Here is a 19,730-nt window from a genome sequence, read left to right on the forward strand (position 1 = left end):
CCATAATAAAAGACCAATGAACAATCATTGGTCTTTTATTATGGTTGGGCCTAGGTAAGTTATTCCTCACCCTTTCAAGAAGCCTTATGCTCCAAACGAAGTTTATCTGCCACCATGGCAATAAATTCACTATTGGTCGGCTTTGCCTTTGACATACTGACTGTGTAGCCGAACAATGAAGAAATGGAGTCGATATTACCGCGGCTCCACGCTACTTCAATGGCATGGCGAATGGCACGCTCAACACGGCTTGCTGTTGTGTTATATTTTTTTGCGATGTCTGGATACAATACTTTCGTAATTGACCCTAATAACTCGATATCGTTATATACCATGGAAATTGCTTCCCGCAGATATAAATATCCTTTAATATGAGCTGGTACTCCAATTTCATGAATAATACTAGTAATACTTGCATCTAAATTCTTTGGCTTTTGCTCAGAATGAGAGCGGTAACTTGTTGATGGCATTTTTCGGGTAAATGCACTTGCATTACCACTAACCTGGCGAATATGGCTGCCTAAGTTCTCCATATCAAATGGTTTTAAAATAAAATAGGACGCTCCCAGTTCAACTGCTTTTTTTGTTACATCCTCTTGGCCAAAGGCAGTCAGCATGATTACATTTGGAAGTGCTCCTTTTTTTAGTTCACGCAGGCGCTCAAGCACAGCTAACCCATCAAGATGCGGCATAATTATATCCAAAACAAGAACATCAGGATCCGCAGAAGCTAACATTTCCAGGCATTCTTGTCCATTATGAGCGATCCCTTCAACTTCCATATCATCTTGGGACGAAATGTAGTCCTCTAATAAACCAACTAATTCCCTATTATCATCAACGACACAAACTTTGATTTTCTTCAATTCCAGTTCCTCCCTCAATCTGTTCAATTCTCTATCTCATTTTTCTTAATGTCTGTAGTCTCTTAATTCTATTCTAAATTACAAATTCGACAATGCAACAAAAATTCCTCTCATTTTTTTAATATTTCTTAAAATAGTGATAAAATCTTATCTTTTCTCTGTTTTTCTCACCTTTTCGACTAAATTCGCATCTTTCCCAATAAATTACAGGTTTTTGTCGAAAAATTTCTAAACAAAAGAAGAAGCAAAATAGGATTACCTATTTCGCTCTAGAAGGGACACTAATATATAATCGCGGAAGAACTGCGATTATTTTTCTATTTTAACTTGCTTTATTCTTTGGTGTTTCGTATATATTAATTCCAGCTTCATTTAGCATCCATTCAATATGAACACCATATCCAGAGGTAGGATCATTCACAAAGACATGTGTGACGGCACCAATAAGCTTTCCATCTTGAATAATCGGACTTCCACTCATTCCTTGAACGATTCCTCCGGTTTTTTCAAGAAGCTTAGGGTCTGTAACTTTTATCACCATGCCCTTAGTAGCTGGAAACTTTTGCGGAATTGTACTAACTATCTCTATGTTAAATTCTTCTACTCGGTCATCGTTGACCACTGTTAAGATTTTTGCAGGTCCTTCTTTAACCTGGTGGGATAATGCTATTGGTAGCGGTTTATCCATGATTCCATTTTTTAAATCTTTATTTAGTTCACCAAAAATACCAAAGGGACTGTTTTTTTGGATATTTCCTACAATTTCACGGTCAGAAGAAAAACGTGCAAGTTTTTCACCTGGATCTCCATTACTTCCCTTTTCAATGGAGGTAACAGTAGAACGGACAATTTGTCCATCTTCAACGACAATTGGCTTTTTTGTATCCATGTCTGAGATGACATGCCCTAGGGCACCATATTTTTTAGATTGTGGATGAACAAATGTCATGGTCCCAATTCCTGCTGCTGAATCCCTGATATATAAACCAAGCTTATACGTGTTTTCTCCTTTATCCTTTAAAGGAGTAAGTTTTGTTGTAAATTTTCCACTCTCTCTACTAATTACCATATCAAGAGCTTTTCCATCTTGTCCGGCTGTTTGGACAAATGGTGCGACATCTGTCATTTTTTCAATTTTGTTCCCATTTATTTCTGTGATAATGTCTCCAATTTTAATTCCAGCAATTTCACCAGGTGATTTTTTGCCATTTGCTGTATTTATTAAATGGTGTCCGACCACTAAGACACCTACTGTATTTAGCTTTACACCAATTGATTGACCACCTGGAATGACGCGAAAGTCCTTTAAAACATGTACATCGACCTTTTTTATTGGGATACCAGCAAATTCTAGAAGCATTTCGTTTTTCCCTTTTTCCGTTGCCTTTACCGATACTGCATGTTTTTCCTGATCAAGTGTGATAGTTGAGTTGTGAGATTGTATAGCGGCTGATACCGGGGCAGCCTTTTTAAATGTGTAATCTTGGCCTTCAAAAACTGTAATGGTTTTTGGTATTGCAAGGTATTGCTGTATAGGCTGAAAAAAGATAAGGCTAATTAATGAAACAAGGAGAATTCCACCAATAATCTTTCTAATTATGTCTAACTTCAAATTTTTCACTCTCCTCGCTTCTTTTCACTACTTTGAAGAAATGGCTACATCTTTAATTTTGCCTCCTTGACAAGCATTTATAACTCGGTTCAACATAAAAAAGCTACCCTTATTGGATAGCTTTTCAAGTTTTTTTATTTTCACCTGCTAAGAATAATAATTCTTCTGCGTGTTTCTTCGTAAGATCGGTAATTTCTGCTCCAGAAATCATTCTTCCTATTTCTTTAATCTTCTCTTCAACATCCAACGGTGTTACATAAGTTTTTGTTCTTCCCCCAGTAATAACCTTTGAAATAAACAAATGGGTATCTGCCATGGCAGCTACTTGAGGTAAATGGGAAATACATAAAACCTGTGAACCAGATGCTACCTTATAAATCTTTTCTGCAATGGACTGGGCTACTCTTCCGCTGACACCAGTATCTACCTCATCAAAGATAATAGAAGTAACTCCTTGGTGTTGAGAAAAAATGCTCTTGAGAGCCAACATAATCCTTGATAATTCTCCCCCTGAAGCAACCTTTGACAAAGGCTTCAGTGGCTCACCAGGATTAGTCGAAATATAAAATTCCACATGGTCAACACCCGTTTTAGAGAAATGCTCTAAATCCGTTTCAAACCGCATTTCAAATATAGTCTTAGCCATGTATAATTCTTTCAATTCCTTATGAATGAGCTTGGTAAGTTTTTCTGCCCACTTATGACGGATTTGAGATAACTGCTTAGCCTCTAGAATCAGGTCTTTTTTGATGGAAGCTAATTCTTTTTCTAATTCTGATATATGAGTTTCTTTGTTCTGTAAGGTTTCAATTTCTTCTTCAATCTTTGCTGCATATTCAACAATATCACTAATCGTTTTACCATATTTACGTTTTAGCTGGTTAATTTCATTTAGTCGGTCCTCAATTTCATTTAACCTTTGGGGATCATATTCTAATCCATCCAGTTCATTTCGTAAAGTTCTCGCTGCATCTTCCAGCTGGTAAAAGCTATTCGAAACAGCTTCAAATATATCTTTATACGTTGAGTCAAGCGCCGCAGCATCTTCTAGAGATCCCATGACCATACTGAGCCAGTCTAGCCCTCTTTGCTCACCGTGCAAGGCGGTATAACTCGATTGAATGGCCTCAAACGTCCTTTCAAAGTTCCCTAACTTTCTTCTTTCTTCTGAAAGCTCTTCATCTTCATGAAGCTTTAGATTGGCTTTTTGTATTTCGTCTAATTGAAATTGAATCAAATCCAAACGATGTGCTGTTTTTTGATCATTTTCACTTAATGACTTTAGCTTTTGTAGTGTGTGCTCGTACCTACGAAAGACATCCAGATATTCTACATGTGATTCTGCGATTTCCTGAGAACCAAATTGATCGAGCAGTGATAAATGTCTTGTTTCATCCATTAACTCTTGATGTTCATGTTGCCCATGAATATCAACAAGAGTAGAACCTATTTCGCGTAGGGTTGATATTGTAACAAGCTTTCCATTGATTCGACAAACACTTTTTCCGGTTCGTGATATGTCACGCCGTAAAACTACCATGCCTTCTTCAATATCTATACCAAATTCTAACGATTTCATAATAATTGGATGATTTGGATCATCCAGTTGAAAAAGCCCTTCAATTTCAGCCTTCTCCTCACCATGACGCACAAATTCTGCAGACCCTCTGCCGCCAACCAGTAAATGGATGGCATCAATAATTATAGATTTTCCTGCGCCTGTCTCTCCTGTTAATACAGTTAATCCCTTTTCAAAGGAAATCGAAAGGGACTCGATTATCGCAAAATTTTTTATTGATAGTTCTGCTAACAACGAACTCTCCCCCAATTAAAGCATGTCAAGGAACCGATTAGTAATTACTTCTGTATCTTCTGGTGTTCGACAAATAATTAACATTGTATCGTCACCACATATCGTTCCTAATATTTCTTCCCAATCCAGATTGTCAATAAGGGCACCAATTGCCATCGCATTACCTGGCAAACATTTCATAACGAGTAAATGCCCCGCAGAATCGATCCTTACAAAAGCATCAATTAAAGATCTTTTTAATTTTTGCAATGGATTAAAACGCTGATCCGCTGGAAGGCTGTATTTATAACGCCCATCAATCAATGGAACTTTTACTAAATGAAGTTCTTTAATATCACGTGAAACGGTGGCTTGTGTCACATTGTATCCAGCATTTTTAAGCTCATCAACCAAATCATCCTGAGTCTCAATATCATTGCTGGCAATAATTTCCCTAATTTTAATATGACGTTGACCTTTATTCATTCTTTCACCCCATAGTCTTTAAAAACATTAGAGTATTTTGTACAAAAATGTTGTATATATTTCATATGTTAGCCCATTTTCCTAAAGTTGTACATGAAAATTCTTTATAAAAATGCATTCATATACATAAAAGGATAAGCAAGTGCCTATCCTTCTGACGTCTGTTTTGTTTTAAATTCTAGATGAGCTTGTTTTACTATTTCCATTGGGCCGAATGGGAGATTGCTATCACCAAGTTCCCGCTCACCTTCCCATTTTAAATGTAGTAAGAATTCAATATTCCCATCGCCGCCTGTAATTGGGGAATAGGAGAGATTAGCTACCATATACCCCTGGCCAACGGAAAATTGAATAATCTTTTCAATGACTTGTAAATGAACCTTCTCGTCACGAACAATTCCTTTTTTACCAACCTGGTCACGGCCTGCTTCAAATTGAGGTTTAATAAGCGCAATAATATCACTACCAGGGATCAGTAGTGTTTTTAATACTGGCAAAATTAGAGTTAACGAAATAAAAGACACATCAATGGAAGCAAAATTCGGCATTTCCCCAGCGAGATCTGAGGGTGTTACATAACGAAAGTTTGTCCGTTCCATAACCACAACACGTTCATCCTGTCTAAGCTTCCAAGCAAGCTGGTTGTAGCCCACGTCAAGTGCATATGACATTTTTGCCCCATTTTGTAAAGCACAATCTGTAAAACCGCCAGTAGAAGCACCGATATCAAGCAGAACCTTTCCTGTTACACTTACATCGAATACTTTTAATGCCTTTTCAAGTTTCAACCCGCCTCGACTGACATAGGGAAGCATATTTCCTTTAATATTTAGCGGAATGTCAACCTTCACTTTTTCACCAGGTTTATCCAATCGCTCTTCATTTGTGTATACAAGCCCTGCCATAATCGCTCTTTTTGCTTTTTCTCGCGTCTCAATCAAACCTCGCTCTACGAGTAACACATCTAATCGTTCTTTATTTTTCATTTTTTATGCCCTTTGCTGTTTTTTCCTTGCCATTGTGGACACTTTTTTGACCACTTCTTCAGTCGTTAATCCTATTTCTTCTAATAGTGACCCTACATCCCCATGTTCAATAAATTGGTCTGGAATACCGATTCGGTCTATTAATGCCTGAGCATAGCCATGGTCATGCGCAAATTCAAGAACAGAGCTTCCAAATCCGCCTTGTAATACCGCTTCTTCCACAGTAAGGAGAGGGATATTTTTTTCTAACAAACCTAATAGCATCTTATCATCTAGAGGTTTAATGAACCGAGCATTTATGACCTTTACAAAGATCCCTCGTTTTTCAAGAATCATAGCCGCTTCCATCGCCATTGGAATCGTTGTTCCAAAGGTTAGAATAGCTGCATCTTCCCCTTCTTTTAAAACCTCCCAAGTGCCTATTGGAATCTTTTTAAATTCCTCATCCATCGGTACTCCTACACCATTTCCACGTGGAAATCTCATTGCAATAGGGCCATCATCATAATTTAACGCTGTATATACCATATGTTGACCTTCGTTTTCGTCCTTTGGCATCATTAAAACGATATTAGGAACATGCCTTAAAAAGGCGATATCAAATACACCTTGGTGTGTTTCACCATCTGCGCCTACTAAACCTGCCCGGTCTATTCCAATAAATACGTTCAAGTTTTGACGGCATATATCATGTACGACCTGGTCGTACGCACGCTGTAAGAAAGTAGAATAAATAGCTAGAAAAGGCTTCATATTTTGCGTAGCCAATCCTGCAGCAACCGTGGCAGCATGTTGCTCAGCAATCCCTACATCAAACATTCGATCAGGAAACTCACTAGCAAAACCTTCTAGCTTTGATCCAACAGGCATTGCGGGGGTAATGGCAACTATTCTATCGTCCACTCGAGCGAGTTTACGAACGGTCTCACTAACCAAACTGCTCCATGCTGGTGGCTGTGCTTTCGCCGGCTTTACAAAATCACCTGTATCCATTTTATATGGGCCCGTGCCATGCCATGTACCCGTCTTATCGCTTTCTGCAGGCTTATATCCCTTTCCCTTCTTCGTAATCACATGAAGAAGTACGGGACCTTCTGTTTTTTTCGCATAGGCAAGGTTTTCAAATAAGTCATCAAAGTTATGACCATCAATTGGTCCTAAATAAGTAAAACCCAGTTCTTCAAAAAACATGCCAGAAACAAATAAATATTTAAGACTATCTTTTACACGTTCAGCAGTTGCTGCAAGAACTCCACCAACAGCAGGAACTTTTTTCAATATCACTTCTAGTTCGTCTTTCACCCATTGATATTTTCCTGCTGTTCTCAATTGACCTAGGATATTATGTAATGCTCCAACATTAGGCGCAATAGACATTTCGTTATCATTCAATATGACGATCATATCCTTTTTCTCATGGCCGATGTGGTTTAGTGCTTCTAGTGCCATTCCACCTGTTAAGGCACCATCCCCAATCACAGGAATAACAAAAGACTTTTCCTTTTTTATATCCCTGGCAATCGCCATCCCCATAGCTGCAGATAGAGAGGTTGAGCTATGCCCTGTCTCCCAAACGTCATGTTCACTTTCAATACGTTTTGGAAAGCCACAAAGGCCTTTATATTGCCGTAAAGTATCAAATTCACATGCTCTACCGGTTAAGATTTTATGAACATAGGACTGATGTCCTACATCCCAGATTATCTTATCCCTAGGACTGTCAAAACATTTATGTAAAGCAATTGTTAGTTCAACTACTCCTAAATTCGGTCCAATATGGCCTCCAGTCACAGACAGCTTTTCGACCAAGAATTGACGAATATCCTGACTTAAAGCCTCCAACTCTTTATTTGTCAATCCCTTTAAAAAGGATGGGTCTTTAATTGATAACAGATCCATTTTTGGACCACTCACTTTCATACTTTTTCTATCTATACATCAGTGTTAATTTCTTACTATTTATCATAACACTTTTCCTGAAAAAATAGCCGCTAACACTTAGTGATAACGGCAATGTCAACGTTTTCTACATTGAAAATAATTATAACACACATAGTTCAATGCCTCAAATAGCCTTTGTTAGTGATCCCTAGATGCTACTAAATCAGTGATTTCAATTAGAAGTTGGGTATTTAAGCCTGTTCTCTCCAGATTTTCCTTCGCTGAGGTGATTTGGTCTTTCAGAGCTGTTCGCGCACCTTCTAAGGTTAACAATTGAGGATATGTACTTTTTAGATTGGTGGTATCACTTCCTACAGGTTTACCAATTATTTCTTGATTCCCAACTAAATCGAGGATATCGTCTTGAATTTGAAATGCAAGTCCCAGATGATGGGCAAACCCTGATAGGTTATGAAGCTGTTCTTGATTAGCACCTGCCATAATCCCTCCAGCCAAGACACTAAAACCAAGCAGCTTACCTGTTTTATGAATATGTATATACTCCAGCTCTTGAAGGGTAAGTGATTTTGCTTCCCCTTCCATGTCTGCCACTTGTCCACCAACCATCCCTTCCGTTCCAGCTGCTTTTGCCAATTCAATAACTAATTTAAGCTTTGTGTCAGCTGAGAAAACGTCGGTAGGAAGCTGACTTATTACTTCAAAACTATAAGTTAATAAGGCATCTCCAGCTAAAATCGCGATGGCGTCGCCAAAAACTTTATGATTGGTCGGTTTTCCTCTTCTTAAATCATCATTATCCATACTTGGTAGATCATCGTGGATTAGGGAATAGGTATGAATCATTTCAATTGCAGCAGCAGCTAACAGCCCTTTTTTAGGATCCATTCTAAACGCATCTAAAGTAGCAAACACTAATAATGGGCGAATTCTTTTGCCTCCTGCTTCAAGAGAATAAATCATTGATTCTTTAATAATAGGAGGAGCCTTAAGCTTTTCAACCAGCCTTCGAAGCTCATCTTCAAGCAGTTGTTTATACTCTTGCGCAAATGTTTCTAAAGCCCTAGTTTCCAAGTCTTATTCCTCCTCTTCAATAGAAAAATTCTCTTTACGTCCATCCTCCGTAATGATTTGAGTAAGCTGCTCTTCCACACTTTTCAATTTATCATGACAAAGCTTAGATAATTCCATCCCCTCTTTATAAAAAAGAATCGCCTCTTCCAAAGGTACATCGCCTTCTTCAAGTTTATCTACGATTTGTTCTAACTTTGTCATTGCATCTTCAAAGGTTAACTTTTTTTCATTCGTCACTTTTTTCGCTCCCCTTTATATTCTCCACTTTACAAAAAAGACTACCATCAGTTAATTGAATTTGTACCTGTTCATTCACGCTTACCTGTTCTACACTTTTCACCAATCGGTTATCCTCCGAATAAGCCAAACTATACCCACGTTCCATGATTTTTAATGGACTTAATGCTTGTAAGGTCGATAGCACCCGATTAAAATCATTTTGTTTCCTTGTTAATATTTGCGTCATTGATCGGTTCATTTCTTTTTGAGAACGCTCAAGACGGCTTGTTGATTCAAGGAGTATTTCTCTTGGATGGTTCCGTTGTAACCGTTTATATAGGACATCATGCTGCCCTTTTTTTATTAAAGATAATCTCGAGGTTCCACGCACAAGCATCTCTGTTAATTTGTCAACCTGTTCCAATTTTTGTTCATATAAACGCTGTGGGTAACGAAAAGCATAGGATTTTTTCGCACGATTTAATCGTTCACTCTCAAATTGAAATTTCCCCTTCATGGCACGAAGCAGACGGGTTTGCCGTTGAAGTACTCTGTCCATTAATTCTTCAATATGTGGAACCGCAAGTTCTGCAGCACCTGTAGGAGTAGGAGCTCTTAAATCCGCCACAAAATCGGCAATTGTGAAGTCCGTTTCATGACCAACAGCAGATATAATTGGGATTTTAGATAAAAAAATCGCACGAGCTGTTAATTCTTCATTGAAGGCCCATAACTCCTCTATGGAGCCTCCGCCACGTCCAACAATTAATACATCAATTTCGTTCATGGTATTTGCCCTTTCAATTGCCTTTGCAATGGAAGGAGCTGCATTTTCACCTTGCACAAGTGCTGGGAAAACGAGAATATTTGCAATGGGATAGCGTCGTTTTATAGTTGTAATGACATCTCTAATAGCAGCACCTGTTGGTGAAGTAATTACACCAACTGTTCTTGGATACGCAGGTATAGGCATTTTGGTTTCAGTTGCGAATAACCCTTCTGCTTCAAGACGCTGTTTTAACTGCTCATAGGCTAAAAACAATTCCCCAATACCTTCTGGCCGCATTTCCTTAATATAAATTTGATATTGTCCGCTTGGTTCGTATACAGAGATATCACCCTTTACAACTACCTTCATCCCGTTTTCAGGAGAAAATTTCATAAGACGTGATTGACTGGAGAACATCACAGCAAGAATCCGAGCTTTCTCATCCTTTAAGGTAAAATACATATGTCCACTCGAATGCTGTTTAAAATTTGAAATCTCCCCTCTTACATGAATATCTCGCAAATGGGGATCCACATCAAATTTTCTTTTTATGTATTTGGTTAAAGCATTCACAGATAAATATCTTTGTTCCTGCATTTCTAATCCTCTTTTCGGCTGATTAGCTGAAATTGTCCTTATCCATTATACATTTCGCTCTTTTTTTTGTCAGAAAGATTGACTTAAAAAGAACAAAAAGAATAAAAGATAAGGACAAGCACCTACTTATTACGGTTTAGACTTTCAGCGGCTGACTTTAAGGTATTGTACATGAGCATGGTAATCGTCATGGGACCTACTCCCTTTGGAACTGGAGTAATATATCCTGCTTTTTTACTTACTTCTTCAAAAGCAACATCCCCACAAAGCTTACCTGCCTCATTCCTGTTAATTCCTACATCGATAACAACCGCACCTTCTTTGACATGTTCAGCCTTTATGAAGTTTGGAATGCCAACTGCAGCAACAAGGATGTCCGCTTGATTGGTATGTAACTTTAAGTCCCTGGTTTTTGAATGACAGTATGTGACTGTTGCATGCTGATTTAAGAATAATTGGCCTACTGGTTTCCCGACGATATTACTTCGCCCTACCACCACAACATGCTTACCTGAAATGGATATGCCCGACTCTTCAAGTAAAACCATAATCCCATATGGTGTACAAGGAAGAAAAGCATTCTGTCCTGTCATCATCCTGCCAATATTTATAGGATGAAACCCATCCACATCTTTTAACGGGGAAATGGATTCAATCACCTTTTTTTCATCGATATGTTTAGGAAGAGGCAATTGAACTAAAATTCCATGTACTTCAGGATCTTCATTTAACTCATTAATCTTTTGAAGTAGTTCTTCTTCTGGAACCTCCTCATGCATTTCAATTAATAGTGAATTCATCCCTAGTTGTTTACAAGCCTTTTCTTTATTTGTTACATATGTTCGAGAAGCATGGTCACTACCGACAAGGATAACCGCTAACCCTGGTGTGACCCCTTGCCCTTTTATCCTTTTAACCTCTTCAGCAATTTCTACTCTTTTTTTCTCGGCGATCTCTTTTCCATTAATAATTGTGGCTGTCATTTTCAACTCTCCCTATGCTAGGAGTGAAACCAATCAATTAATTGGCAAGAAGCGTTTGTTTCACCTTTGAAAGAACTCCATTAATAAATTTGCTTGATTGGTCATCCCCGTAAATTTTAGCTATCTCAATGGCTTCATCTAAAATAACATTTTCAGGAATTTCATTTCGATAAAACTTTAATTCATATGCAGCAATTCTCAATAAGTTTCGGTCCACTGTTGCCAAACGATCCAAAGACCACTTTTCAAGGTTTTCGATTATTAGCTTGTCAATTTCTTCTTTGTGTTCTACTACTCCTATAACTAGGTTTGATAAATATTCGTCTCCCGCTTCCCCCTCTAATACATGTTCAATAGCTAATGATGGATCAGTATTGCTTACATCGATTTGAAACAGAGCCTGTAGCGCTTTTTCCCTTGCTGTTCTTCTTTTCATTATAACGTTAACTCCTTTAGATATATTAAATAATTTTTGTCTATTTTTCATACATAGTACAGAAATTCAACTTTAAGATAGTTTTCACATAAAAAGATAATAGCATAACTAAATTGGATTCGCACTGTAAGGTTCATTTTTTTCGAATTTCCACATTTTATTAGAATAGTTAGATAAATAGAAAAACCAAAGGAATCTCTCCTTTGGTTTTCGCAGGTTATACTTCTTGATCTACTTCTGACTCATGCTTTTGATTTTCAAATTGAATGCCAACTACATGAATGTTCACTTCTTCAGCGTCTAAAGCAGTCATATTTAGTAATGCTTGACGAATATTGTCTTGGACTTTTCCAGCAACAGAAGGGATGGATACACCAAACTTCATCATACAGTAGACATCCACCTTAATCCCTGTTTCAGTCAGTTCGACCTTAACGCCTTTACCATGATTTTTCTTGCCTAATCGTTCTACAACGCCTGTTGCAAAATTGCCTCTCATGCCCGCAACACCTTCTACTTCAGAAGCAGCAATGCCGGCAATCACTTCAATCACTTCAGGAGCAATTTCAATTTTACCATGACCGTTATTTCCTTGGTCCATTTCTAACACACTAAATTCGCTCATTCGAAACACCTCCAGATATTAGATAGTCTTCATCACATCATACAATTCTAGGAATTTCGTATTGAATTGTCCGTCAACGAATGTTTCATGATCAAGTAACTTTAAGTGGAATGGAATCGTTGTATGGATTCCCTCTACAACAAACTCACTCAATGCACGTTTCATTCTGGAAATTGCCTCTTCCCTAGTGCTGCCATATGTGATAACTTTCGCAATCATGGAATCATAATAAGGCGGAATAGTATACCCTGGATATGCCGCTGAATCAATACGCACACCTAATCCGCCAGGCGGTAGGTACATATTAATTTTACCAGCAGAAGGCATAAAGTTCTTTTCCGGATTTTCTGCATTAATCCGACACTCAATTGCCCAGCCAGTAAATGTAACATCCTGTTGATTTACTGTTAGCTTCTCGCCTTGTGCCACACGAATTTGTTCTTTAATGAGGTCTATTCCAGTGACCATTTCTGTTACGGGATGCTCAACCTGAATCCTCGTGTTCATTTCCATAAAATAAAACTTACGATTGCGGTAGTCATATATAAATTCTACCGTGCCAGCACCCGAATAATCAACTGCTTTCGCAGCTTTTACTGCTGCATTACCCATTTCTTCACGAATTTCACCATCAAGTGCTGGTGAAGGTGATTCTTCAAGAAGTTTTTGCAGTCTGCGCTGGATTGTGCAGTCGCGTTCACCTAAATGGATCGTGTTGCCGTAGGTATCAGCTAGGACTTGAATTTCTACATGTCGGAAATCCTCAATATATTTTTCAATATAAACACCCGGATTACCGAAAGCTGTCATCGCTTCCTGTTGGGTAATCGAAATGCCTTTAATTAACTCTTGTTCGTTTTTGGCGACGCGGATTCCTTTACCGCCACCACCTGCAGTTGCTTTAATAATAACTGGATATTGAATTCTCTCGACAAGTTCCAGAGCTTCCTCGATTTCATTAATTATTCCAGTTGAACCTGGAACGATTGGTACTCCAGCCTCTCGCATAGTTTCTCTTGCAATATCCTTCGTTCCCATTTTGGTAATTGCCTCTGGACTTGGCCCGACAAAAATGATATTACATTCTCTGCAAAGCTCTGCAAAATCGGCATTTTCCGCCAAGAATCCATACCCTGGGTGGATAGCATCGCAGGCAGTCAGTTTTGCTACACTGATAAGATTTGTTACGTTCAAATAACTATCTTTTGATGTTTTAGGTCCAATACAGTAGGCTTCATCTGCCAATTGAACATGTAATGCTTCACGGTCTGCTTCTGAGAAAACAGCAACTGATTCAATACCCATTTCTCTGCAGGCCCGAATGATTCTTACTGCAATTTCTCCTCTGTTTGCAATTAACAGTTTTTTTATCATCCTGTTATCGCTCCTTATTCAGGCTTTACTAAAAATAAAGGCTGTCCGTATTCTACTAATTGACCATTTTTAACTAGTATTTCAACAATTTCGCCATTTACTTCAGCTTCAATTTCATTAAATAATTTCATCGCTTCAACAATACATACGATAGAATCTTTTGATACCTTATCTCCTGCTTTTACATAAACATCTGCATCAGGTGTTGGCGAAGCATAAAAAGTACCAACCATTGGTGATGTAATTTTATGTAGATTAGATGTATCAGCTTGGTTTGTCGCTTCCACTTTAGGTGTTTCTTGTTTTGTTTCTGCTACGGCAGCAGGTGCAACAACTGGAGCTGATGCTGTTTGAACAGGTGCAGGCGCAGCTTGTAGAACCGGTTGAACTGTCGTTACCACCGCTGCAGCATTTTTCTTCATTTGAATTTTGGAGCCTTCATTTTCATATACAAATTCATCAATGCTAGACTGGTCTACCAATTTAATTAATTCACGAATTTCTTGTACTTTTAACATTTGAGTAACACCCCTTGTAACACTTTAATTAGGACTAGCTACTAATACTATACGATAATACTTAGTAAAAGTTCAATAAGTTAAATTGTTTCCTCGAAACATTTCACTCATTCCCTTTCATCTTTTATCTTAAACTTTTTATATGAAAAAGGGAATTTTAACAATTTGATTATACTCAAATGAATAGTTTTCCCTAATAAATAATAAATAAACTATAAAAAAGGAAAGTCATAGACTCTCCTTTTGTTATGTTCCCCTTTTATTTTGATGGCTGGAATTCCACCGCTACGTAATTAGTCTCTCCAATTTCTTTCTTTACCTGTTGAATAATTTTATTTGCTTCAGATGCTGAAGGCTTTTTCTTGGATTTTACTGTTACTCTTACTTGCTCTCCATCAGCTCTAACTAATGCATCTTCATAACCCATTGTTCTGATTAATGTTTCAAGAATTTCTTCTTTTTGAGCAGTTTGGTTTAATCGATCCATTTGATCTTTTACCTTACTACGCTCATCCGCGGGAAGATCAGTAGAAGCTAATTGAGTAGTTAAATCTTCCTGCATTTGGCTTCTTAGGTCGTCAAGCTTCATGCGAAGTTCCTCAAATGCATCATCACCAGCTACAGTAGAAACAATTGTTTTTCCATCCTTAGCCTCAGTTTTTGATTTAGCCTGCTTTTGATCCATTTGATCTTTTGCATTTTGCTGCACAGCCGCAAGATCATTAGACTTTTGCTCTGGTGAAGTAATGTAGTACACTGAAAGGACAACCACTAAGCTTAACATTGTTAATAACCAAACTGTTTGTTTCTTTAATAACATATAAAATCCCCCTCTTATTTTTTAGGCATAACGGCGACACGGTGGCTTGGCACTCCTAACGCCCTTGTGACTGCTTCTACAATCCATTTTTTCACTTGAATATTGTCTGCACCTTTTGCAACAACAAGTACACCACGAATTTCAGGTTTTTTCGTTTCTACTACAATCGGTCCCTCATTTTCCCCATCACGAATAATAACAAGTTGTTCATCCGTTGAGGATTCCTGTACTTTCCGTTGTCCACCTTCACGATCCGTTTCATCCGTTGTTTGCGATTTTGAGACTCTATTTTTCTCTAAAACCTTTTTATCTGTTGAATCAATATTCACAACTACAGTAACATCATTCACACCTAACATTTCCTGAAGCGCCTTCTTTAGTTGATCCTCATACTTTTCTTCATATTCAGCTATGGCCTTATTTCCTGAGCTCTTTTTCAAGCCAAATGCAGGGACATCTTCCGCCTCCGCCTTTGTATTTGTTGATGCTGGAATATCTGTAGGACTTGTATCGGTTTTGAATACTATGTTCCCCACAAGCATAAATGCTGCACCAATACATAGAACGAGAAGCATATATTGGTATTTACTTGGTTTTTTTTCTGCTTTTTCATCTAATTTAAGTATTTTTTTGAGCCATGAAAATGGTCCTTGTTTGTTATCCATTCTTCTTTTTAATCCCCCCTTCGATCGAAACTTCTACTGTTTCTTCAGTTACATTCCACTTCTGCGAAAGGAATGAGGCAATTTTTTCTGTTTCTTCTGTTGACCCTTTAGAAGGAAGAGGTTTTTCTGTGTTTATTTCGATTTGTTTAATCGCTTCGACTGTCTTTACGCCATTTTCCGGTTGTCTCAGAAGAACCATAACCTTTTGGAGGTTTTCAGGGAATGCTTGGTCGCTTTCTTCATTTATGGCTATATCAACTTTTGCAATCTCCAATCCGTATTGTTCCATCAACTCCTCCTTAACGTCCTTTTTTAGCTGGACAGCCATTTCTTCTAAAATATATGCATGTTGGGAAGCTTGTATTTCTTTTTTCTTTAAATCTATCGAATTTTTCATATTTTTTTCACCAGGTACTTGATATGAAGGGATTGATGCAAGTGTTGTTTCAAAGTCTTTGGAGATTAATTTAAAGATGGGGGTGAGAATAATAGCAATTAAGAGTAGTCCTGTAACCATCTTCGTATACTTTTGCAGACCGGAATTTGGTAGCAGCATATCAATTACCGTTGCTAACAGGATAAATAAAATAATATTCGTTACCCACTCTGTTAAAAACTCCATTATTAATCCCCCCTGTCCTATCTCATCATCATTGTCAGATTTCCAGCCGCGACAATTACTGTAATACTTAAAAAGAACATCAGTGAAACAATCCCTAATGCAGCAAATACATAAATGACACTTTTACTGATTATATCCAAGCATTTAATGATTGGACCACCGCCTAATGGTTGAAGAATGGCAGCTGCGAATTTATAAATGAAGGCAATCATTAATATTTTTATCGCTGGGAAAGCAACGATAATTAGCAAAATAGCTACTCCTGCAATCCCAACAGTATTTTTTAATAGAACAGAAGCACTTACAACCGTATCTGTTGCATCCGTAAACATCCTGCCAATTACAGGAATAAAGTTACCGGTAACAAATTTTGCCGTCCTTATCGTTACTCCATCCGTTACTGCTGCGGATGCACCTTGAACCGAGATTACACCCAAAAACACGGTTAAGAACAGACCCATTAATCCGATACTCCAGTTTCTCAGTAACTGAGCTAACTGCGAAACTTTGTATTGCTCGGACATGGTACTTACGATACTTAACAATGTTGCTAAGAATAGGAGTGGAAGAATAATATATTGCATGAATAAACCACTCATATTCATTAGAAATAAAATCACAGGATGGAAGAACGCCGCCGATACAAGTCCTCCAGAAGCAGCAATTAATGCTAGCAAAAGAGGAACAAGTGCCAGGATAAAGGACGTCATGGTTCCTATCGCTTCATTTGTGTAGCTGATAGCAATATGAAAACTATTCAGCGCAAGGATGACAAGGACCATATAAACAATGGAGTAGGCAACCTTACTAATCGCACTTTTCTCAAACGCGTTCTGCATGGATTGTAGGAACATACTAAATATGGTTAACATAATTAAGGAACCAAGTAATTTCCCATTCGCCACAAATTCATGAAAAGCGAATTTCAAGATCCCCTGACCCCATTGTTTAAAGGAAAATTTCTTATCTCCTTTTATGAAGTCATATAAGCTTCCCTTCTGACTTTCTGGAAGAAACCCGCCATACTTATCAGTAATGTCCTCCCAAAATTGTTTTAACTCCTCTAAATCTAAGGTTTCCAGTTGAGCATCAACCAGCTCCTGTGGAGAAAGAGAGGAAGTGTTAGCTTTCGGCTCTTCAGCAGCTTGGACACTTGGAATGAGAGAAAAAAAGAATACAAGAATGATAATAGGAATAATCTGCAGCCTCTGCTTCATTTTATAAACACCTCATTAAAGGACTGTGATTAGCTTGGAATTAATTTAATAATGGTTTCAATTAAAACAGTTAATATTGGAATAGCCATCGCAAGGATAATTACTTTTCCTGCTAATTCAATCTTAGAGGCAATTGCACCTTGACCCGCATCCTTCGTTATTTGAGTTGCAAATTCAGCAATATAAGCAATACCGATGATTTTCAAGATAGTTTCAACATAAACGAGATTGACCCGTGCATTCACTGCTAATTTCTCAAGCATATGAATAATTTCATAGATCTTATCAACTAAAAAAAGAAAGATGACACAGCCGACAAACACAATTAAAAGGAAAGCAAAGTTTGGCTTTTGCTCCTTAATGATTAGAGCAAGAAAGGTCGCAATGAGAGCTACACCGACTATTTTAATGATTTCAATAGCAAAGCCCCCCTCTCTATTGAAACAAAAAAACCGATTTTATTTTCTGGAACAGGTCATCCACAATAGATGCAACCTGAAATAAAATATAAATAAAACCAAATAAGGTAACCCATTGTGCATACTCTTTTTTCCCCACCTGATCAAGGACAGTATGCAAGAAGGCAACTACGATTCCCACACCTGCTATTTTAAAAATAATATCCACTTCTAAACCCATTACTTTTCCCCCTAAAATAATAAAATAATTAGTAACAATCCCGACAAAAATCCTAGGCTCTTTACCATTTTTTCATATTTTGCTTGCCGGTCGATGGCATCCGCTTCTTCTCTTTCAAGATGGGAAAGAGTTAGCATAATATGTTTTTGTTGGGAAAAGCGATCATGACGACCTAGGGTTTCCCCAAACTGCTTCATAATTTCAAATTCTCCTTGTTTTAAGGCTGTCGCCTTCCAAACCTCTTTTAAACTTGATTCCCAAGCTTCTTTAACAGTTGTTTCTGTGTCTGTAAGTTTTTTTGCAAATGAGTCAAAAAAGGTGGCAAGTGGATTAGCAAGTTGCTCAGCTAGTCTTCTTGATGCTTCATGCAATGGTGTGTGTCCATACATGATCTCTGCTTCAAGTGACTGCAGCGCTGACCTTAGTGCTCGAAGCTGCCTCGGACGCTCACTTAAATGCTTTGCAGCCTCGAATCCTGTCCAAGTAGTGGCAACAATTATGATAATAGCCCCTAATAGCTTAATCATTTATGTCACTCTCACTTTTTGCGTTAATTCTTTACCACTAGAATCTAAGATATGGGTTATCGTACCTGGGCCCGATGCTCTACTAAGGACAATAAATCGTTGAAAAATGTCCTGATCAATAATCTCCTTTAACGAGGGACGTTTTCTAATCTCCTCAATGCTCGTCCCGTGTGTGGTCATAATCAGTCTAATACCGGCATGCACTGCCTCCTGGATCGCTTCAGCATCTTCTTTTCGGCCAATTTCGTCTACGATTAATACATCTGGACTCATTGAACGAATGAGCATCATCATTCCTTCAGCCTTTGGACAGGCATCCAGAACATCAAGCCGGTGACCAAAGGTTAATTGCGGAACTCCATTTACACATCCAGCAATCTCACTACGTTCATCAACAATTCCAACCTTGCAAGCCTCTATTCCCTTTGACCAATCACCTGACGATATAATTCTTGCTATATCACGCAGCAGTGTCGTTTTCCCTGTTTGCGGCGGTCCTATAATCATGGTATGCATCCAACTGTTTTTAAAAAGATAAGGTACAATTGGTTCAGCAATACCTACCTTTTCTCTTGCAATTCTAATGTTAAAAGAGGAGATATCCCTAATCGCCTTTACTTTTCCCTCCTCAAGAATGACCTTTCCAGCCAACCCTATACGATGTCCCCCAGAAACAGTTATATATCCCCGTTTAAGCTCTTCCTCAAGTATATAAATTGAAAAATGGCTTATTTTATTCATCAGATGAAATGCATCCTCAGGTTGTATAATGTAGGTTAAAAATTTTGGTGCTCCCTTTAGGGTCATTTCAATTGGTCGATTTATACGAATGCGAATTTCTTCAAGTTCTTCTTTTTGCTCAGGAGGGATTTGGTTAATTAGATTTGCAATATTTTTGGGTAAAAAATTTAGGATTCCTTCCATGACTGGTTCCTCCTTGATTTGCCTTTCTCATTATTTAAAATGTATGCCTGCTTGGACACATTATGACTTTCAAATCTGTC

At 38.0% G+C, this 19,730-nt stretch carries 22 protein-coding genes; all 22 read right to left on the reverse strand.

Annotated elements, in window-relative coordinates; translation table 11 throughout:
* Positions 1-74: 74 nt before the first annotated feature.
* Entirely contained in the window at positions 75-866 is a 792-nt protein-coding gene (gene spo0A, locus ABES03_RS04995) for a sporulation transcription factor Spo0A (RefSeq protein ID WP_413308947.1), read from the reverse strand.
* Between the two features lie 322 nt (positions 867-1,188).
* Positions 1,189-2,478 carry a SpoIVB peptidase gene (spoIVB, locus tag ABES03_RS05000; RefSeq protein WP_430115685.1) on the reverse strand — a complete coding sequence of 430 codons (1,290 nt, stop codon included), beginning with the start codon at positions 2,476-2,478 and terminating at the stop codon, positions 1,189-1,191.
* 124 nt (positions 2,479-2,602) lie between these two features.
* Positions 2,603-4,291, reverse strand: a complete 1,689-nt coding sequence (recN, locus tag ABES03_RS05005; protein ID WP_430115687.1) for a DNA repair protein RecN — start codon at positions 4,289-4,291, stop codon at positions 2,603-2,605.
* 15 nt (positions 4,292-4,306) lie between these two features.
* Complete coding sequence (ahrC, locus tag ABES03_RS05010) at positions 4,307-4,756, reverse strand: transcriptional regulator AhrC/ArgR (RefSeq protein ID WP_307286860.1); 450 nt, start codon at positions 4,754-4,756, stop codon at positions 4,307-4,309.
* Between the two features lie 146 nt (positions 4,757-4,902).
* On the reverse strand, positions 4,903-5,742 hold the full coding sequence (locus ABES03_RS05015; RefSeq protein WP_430115688.1) for a TlyA family RNA methyltransferase: 840 nt from the start codon (positions 5,740-5,742) through the stop codon (positions 4,903-4,905).
* A gap of 3 nt (positions 5,743-5,745) precedes the next feature.
* Entirely contained in the window at positions 5,746-7,641 is a 1,896-nt protein-coding gene (gene dxs, locus ABES03_RS05020) for a 1-deoxy-D-xylulose-5-phosphate synthase (RefSeq protein WP_430115690.1), read from the reverse strand.
* Positions 7,642-7,821: 180 nt separating this feature from the next.
* A complete protein-coding gene (locus ABES03_RS05025) occupies positions 7,822-8,715 on the reverse strand; it encodes a polyprenyl synthetase family protein (RefSeq protein ID WP_430115691.1) in 894 nt (297 codons plus the stop codon).
* Between the two features lie 3 nt (positions 8,716-8,718).
* Entirely contained in the window at positions 8,719-8,952 is a 234-nt protein-coding gene (locus ABES03_RS05030) for an exodeoxyribonuclease VII small subunit (protein ID WP_430115693.1), read from the reverse strand.
* A complete protein-coding gene (gene xseA, locus ABES03_RS05035; protein ID WP_430115695.1) occupies positions 8,942-10,300 on the reverse strand; it encodes an exodeoxyribonuclease VII large subunit in 1,359 nt (452 codons plus the stop codon). The genes ABES03_RS05030 and xseA overlap by 11 nt, the downstream gene beginning before the upstream one ends.
* Before the next feature lie 122 nt (positions 10,301-10,422).
* Positions 10,423-11,283, reverse strand: coding sequence for a bifunctional methylenetetrahydrofolate dehydrogenase/methenyltetrahydrofolate cyclohydrolase FolD (gene folD / locus ABES03_RS05040; protein ID WP_430115696.1), 861 nt, complete (start codon positions 11,281-11,283; stop codon positions 10,423-10,425).
* Between the two features lie 37 nt (positions 11,284-11,320).
* A complete protein-coding gene (gene nusB, locus ABES03_RS05045; protein ID WP_430115698.1) occupies positions 11,321-11,719 on the reverse strand; it encodes a transcription antitermination factor NusB in 399 nt (132 codons plus the stop codon).
* A gap of 217 nt (positions 11,720-11,936) precedes the next feature.
* Positions 11,937-12,344 carry an Asp23/Gls24 family envelope stress response protein gene (locus ABES03_RS05050; RefSeq protein WP_430115699.1) on the reverse strand — a complete coding sequence of 136 codons (408 nt, stop codon included), beginning with the start codon at positions 12,342-12,344 and terminating at the stop codon, positions 11,937-11,939.
* A gap of 18 nt (positions 12,345-12,362) precedes the next feature.
* Positions 12,363-13,718 (reverse strand): acetyl-CoA carboxylase biotin carboxylase subunit, encoded by a 1,356-nt coding sequence (accC, locus tag ABES03_RS05055; protein ID WP_430115701.1) that lies wholly within the window; start codon positions 13,716-13,718, stop codon positions 12,363-12,365.
* A 14-nt stretch (positions 13,719-13,732) separates the two neighbouring features.
* Positions 13,733-14,236, reverse strand: coding sequence for an acetyl-CoA carboxylase biotin carboxyl carrier protein (accB, locus tag ABES03_RS05060; protein ID WP_430115702.1), 504 nt, complete (start codon positions 14,234-14,236; stop codon positions 13,733-13,735).
* A gap of 259 nt (positions 14,237-14,495) precedes the next feature.
* The gene (locus ABES03_RS05065; protein WP_430115703.1) at positions 14,496-15,056 is read right to left on the reverse strand and encodes a SpoIIIAH-like family protein; all 561 of its coding nucleotides are present in this window, start codon (positions 15,054-15,056) and stop codon (positions 14,496-14,498) included.
* Between the two features lie 14 nt (positions 15,057-15,070).
* On the reverse strand, positions 15,071-15,721 hold the full coding sequence (spoIIIAG, locus tag ABES03_RS05070) for a stage III sporulation protein AG (RefSeq protein ID WP_430115705.1): 651 nt from the start codon (positions 15,719-15,721) through the stop codon (positions 15,071-15,073).
* Positions 15,714-16,343, reverse strand: a complete 630-nt coding sequence (gene spoIIIAF / locus ABES03_RS05075) for a stage III sporulation protein AF (protein WP_430115708.1) — start codon at positions 16,341-16,343, stop codon at positions 15,714-15,716. The genes spoIIIAG and spoIIIAF overlap by 8 nt, the downstream gene beginning before the upstream one ends.
* Before the next feature lie 17 nt (positions 16,344-16,360).
* Positions 16,361-17,560, reverse strand: coding sequence for a stage III sporulation protein AE (gene spoIIIAE / locus ABES03_RS05080; protein WP_430115710.1), 1,200 nt, complete (start codon positions 17,558-17,560; stop codon positions 16,361-16,363).
* 29 nt (positions 17,561-17,589) lie between these two features.
* The gene (gene spoIIIAD / locus ABES03_RS05085; protein WP_309867770.1) at positions 17,590-17,979 is read right to left on the reverse strand and encodes a stage III sporulation protein AD; all 390 of its coding nucleotides are present in this window, start codon (positions 17,977-17,979) and stop codon (positions 17,590-17,592) included.
* 16 nt (positions 17,980-17,995) lie between these two features.
* Positions 17,996-18,199 carry a stage III sporulation protein AC gene (spoIIIAC, locus tag ABES03_RS05090; RefSeq protein ID WP_007084610.1) on the reverse strand — a complete coding sequence of 68 codons (204 nt, stop codon included), beginning with the start codon at positions 18,197-18,199 and terminating at the stop codon, positions 17,996-17,998.
* An 11-nt stretch (positions 18,200-18,210) separates the two neighbouring features.
* Positions 18,211-18,726 (reverse strand): stage III sporulation protein SpoIIIAB, encoded by a 516-nt coding sequence (spoIIIAB, locus tag ABES03_RS05095; RefSeq protein WP_430115712.1) that lies wholly within the window; start codon positions 18,724-18,726, stop codon positions 18,211-18,213.
* Positions 18,727-19,650 carry a stage III sporulation protein AA gene (spoIIIAA, locus tag ABES03_RS05100; protein ID WP_430115714.1) on the reverse strand — a complete coding sequence of 308 codons (924 nt, stop codon included), beginning with the start codon at positions 19,648-19,650 and terminating at the stop codon, positions 18,727-18,729.
* Positions 19,651-19,730 lie beyond the last annotated feature (80 nt).

The sequence above is a fragment of the Neobacillus rhizosphaerae genome, from assembly GCF_050477885.1.
Classification (GTDB): domain Bacteria; phylum Bacillota; class Bacilli; order Bacillales; family Cytobacillaceae; genus Neobacillus; species Neobacillus rhizosphaerae_A.

What these genes read in the sequence shown, in the direction of transcription:
- ahrC (WP_307286860.1), bottom strand. Translation starts at nt 4,756, where the DNA reads ATGAATAAAGGTCAACGTCATATTAAAATTAGGGAAATTATTGCCAGC.
- ABES03_RS05015 (WP_430115688.1), bottom strand. Translation starts at nt 5,742, where the DNA reads ATGAAAAATAAAGAACGATTAGATGTGTTACTCGTAGAGCGAGGTTTG.
- dxs (WP_430115690.1), bottom strand. Translation starts at nt 7,641, where the DNA reads ATGGATCTGTTATCAATTAAAGACCCATCCTTTTTAAAGGGATTGACA.
- xseA (WP_430115695.1), bottom strand. Translation starts at nt 10,300, where the DNA reads ATGCAGGAACAAAGATATTTATCTGTGAATGCTTTAACCAAATACATA.
- folD (WP_430115696.1), bottom strand. Translation starts at nt 11,283, where the DNA reads ATGACAGCCACAATTATTAATGGAAAAGAGATCGCCGAGAAAAAAAGA.
- nusB (WP_430115698.1), bottom strand. Translation starts at nt 11,719, where the DNA reads ATGAAAAGAAGAACAGCAAGGGAAAAAGCGCTACAGGCTCTGTTTCAA.
- ABES03_RS05050 (WP_430115699.1), bottom strand. Translation starts at nt 12,344, where the DNA reads ATGAGCGAATTTAGTGTGTTAGAAATGGACCAAGGAAATAACGGTCAT.
- accC (WP_430115701.1), bottom strand. Translation starts at nt 13,718, where the DNA reads ATGATAAAAAAACTGTTAATTGCAAACAGAGGAGAAATTGCAGTAAGA.
- accB (WP_430115702.1), bottom strand. Translation starts at nt 14,236, where the DNA reads ATGTTAAAAGTACAAGAAATTCGTGAATTAATTAAATTGGTAGACCAG.
- ABES03_RS05065 (WP_430115703.1), bottom strand. Translation starts at nt 15,056, where the DNA reads ATGTTATTAAAGAAACAAACAGTTTGGTTATTAACAATGTTAAGCTTA.
- spoIIIAG (WP_430115705.1), bottom strand. Translation starts at nt 15,721, where the DNA reads ATGGATAACAAACAAGGACCATTTTCATGGCTCAAAAAAATACTTAAA.
- spoIIIAF (WP_430115708.1), bottom strand. Translation starts at nt 16,343, where the DNA reads ATGGAGTTTTTAACAGAGTGGGTAACGAATATTATTTTATTTATCCTG.
- spoIIIAE (WP_430115710.1), bottom strand. Translation starts at nt 17,560, where the DNA reads ATGAAGCAGAGGCTGCAGATTATTCCTATTATCATTCTTGTATTCTTT.
- spoIIIAC (WP_007084610.1), bottom strand. Translation starts at nt 18,199, where the DNA reads ATGGGTTTAGAAGTGGATATTATTTTTAAAATAGCAGGTGTGGGAATC.
- spoIIIAB (WP_430115712.1), bottom strand. Translation starts at nt 18,726, where the DNA reads ATGATTAAGCTATTAGGGGCTATTATCATAATTGTTGCCACTACTTGG.
- spoIIIAA (WP_430115714.1), bottom strand. Translation starts at nt 19,650, where the DNA reads ATGGAAGGAATCCTAAATTTTTTACCCAAAAATATTGCAAATCTAATT.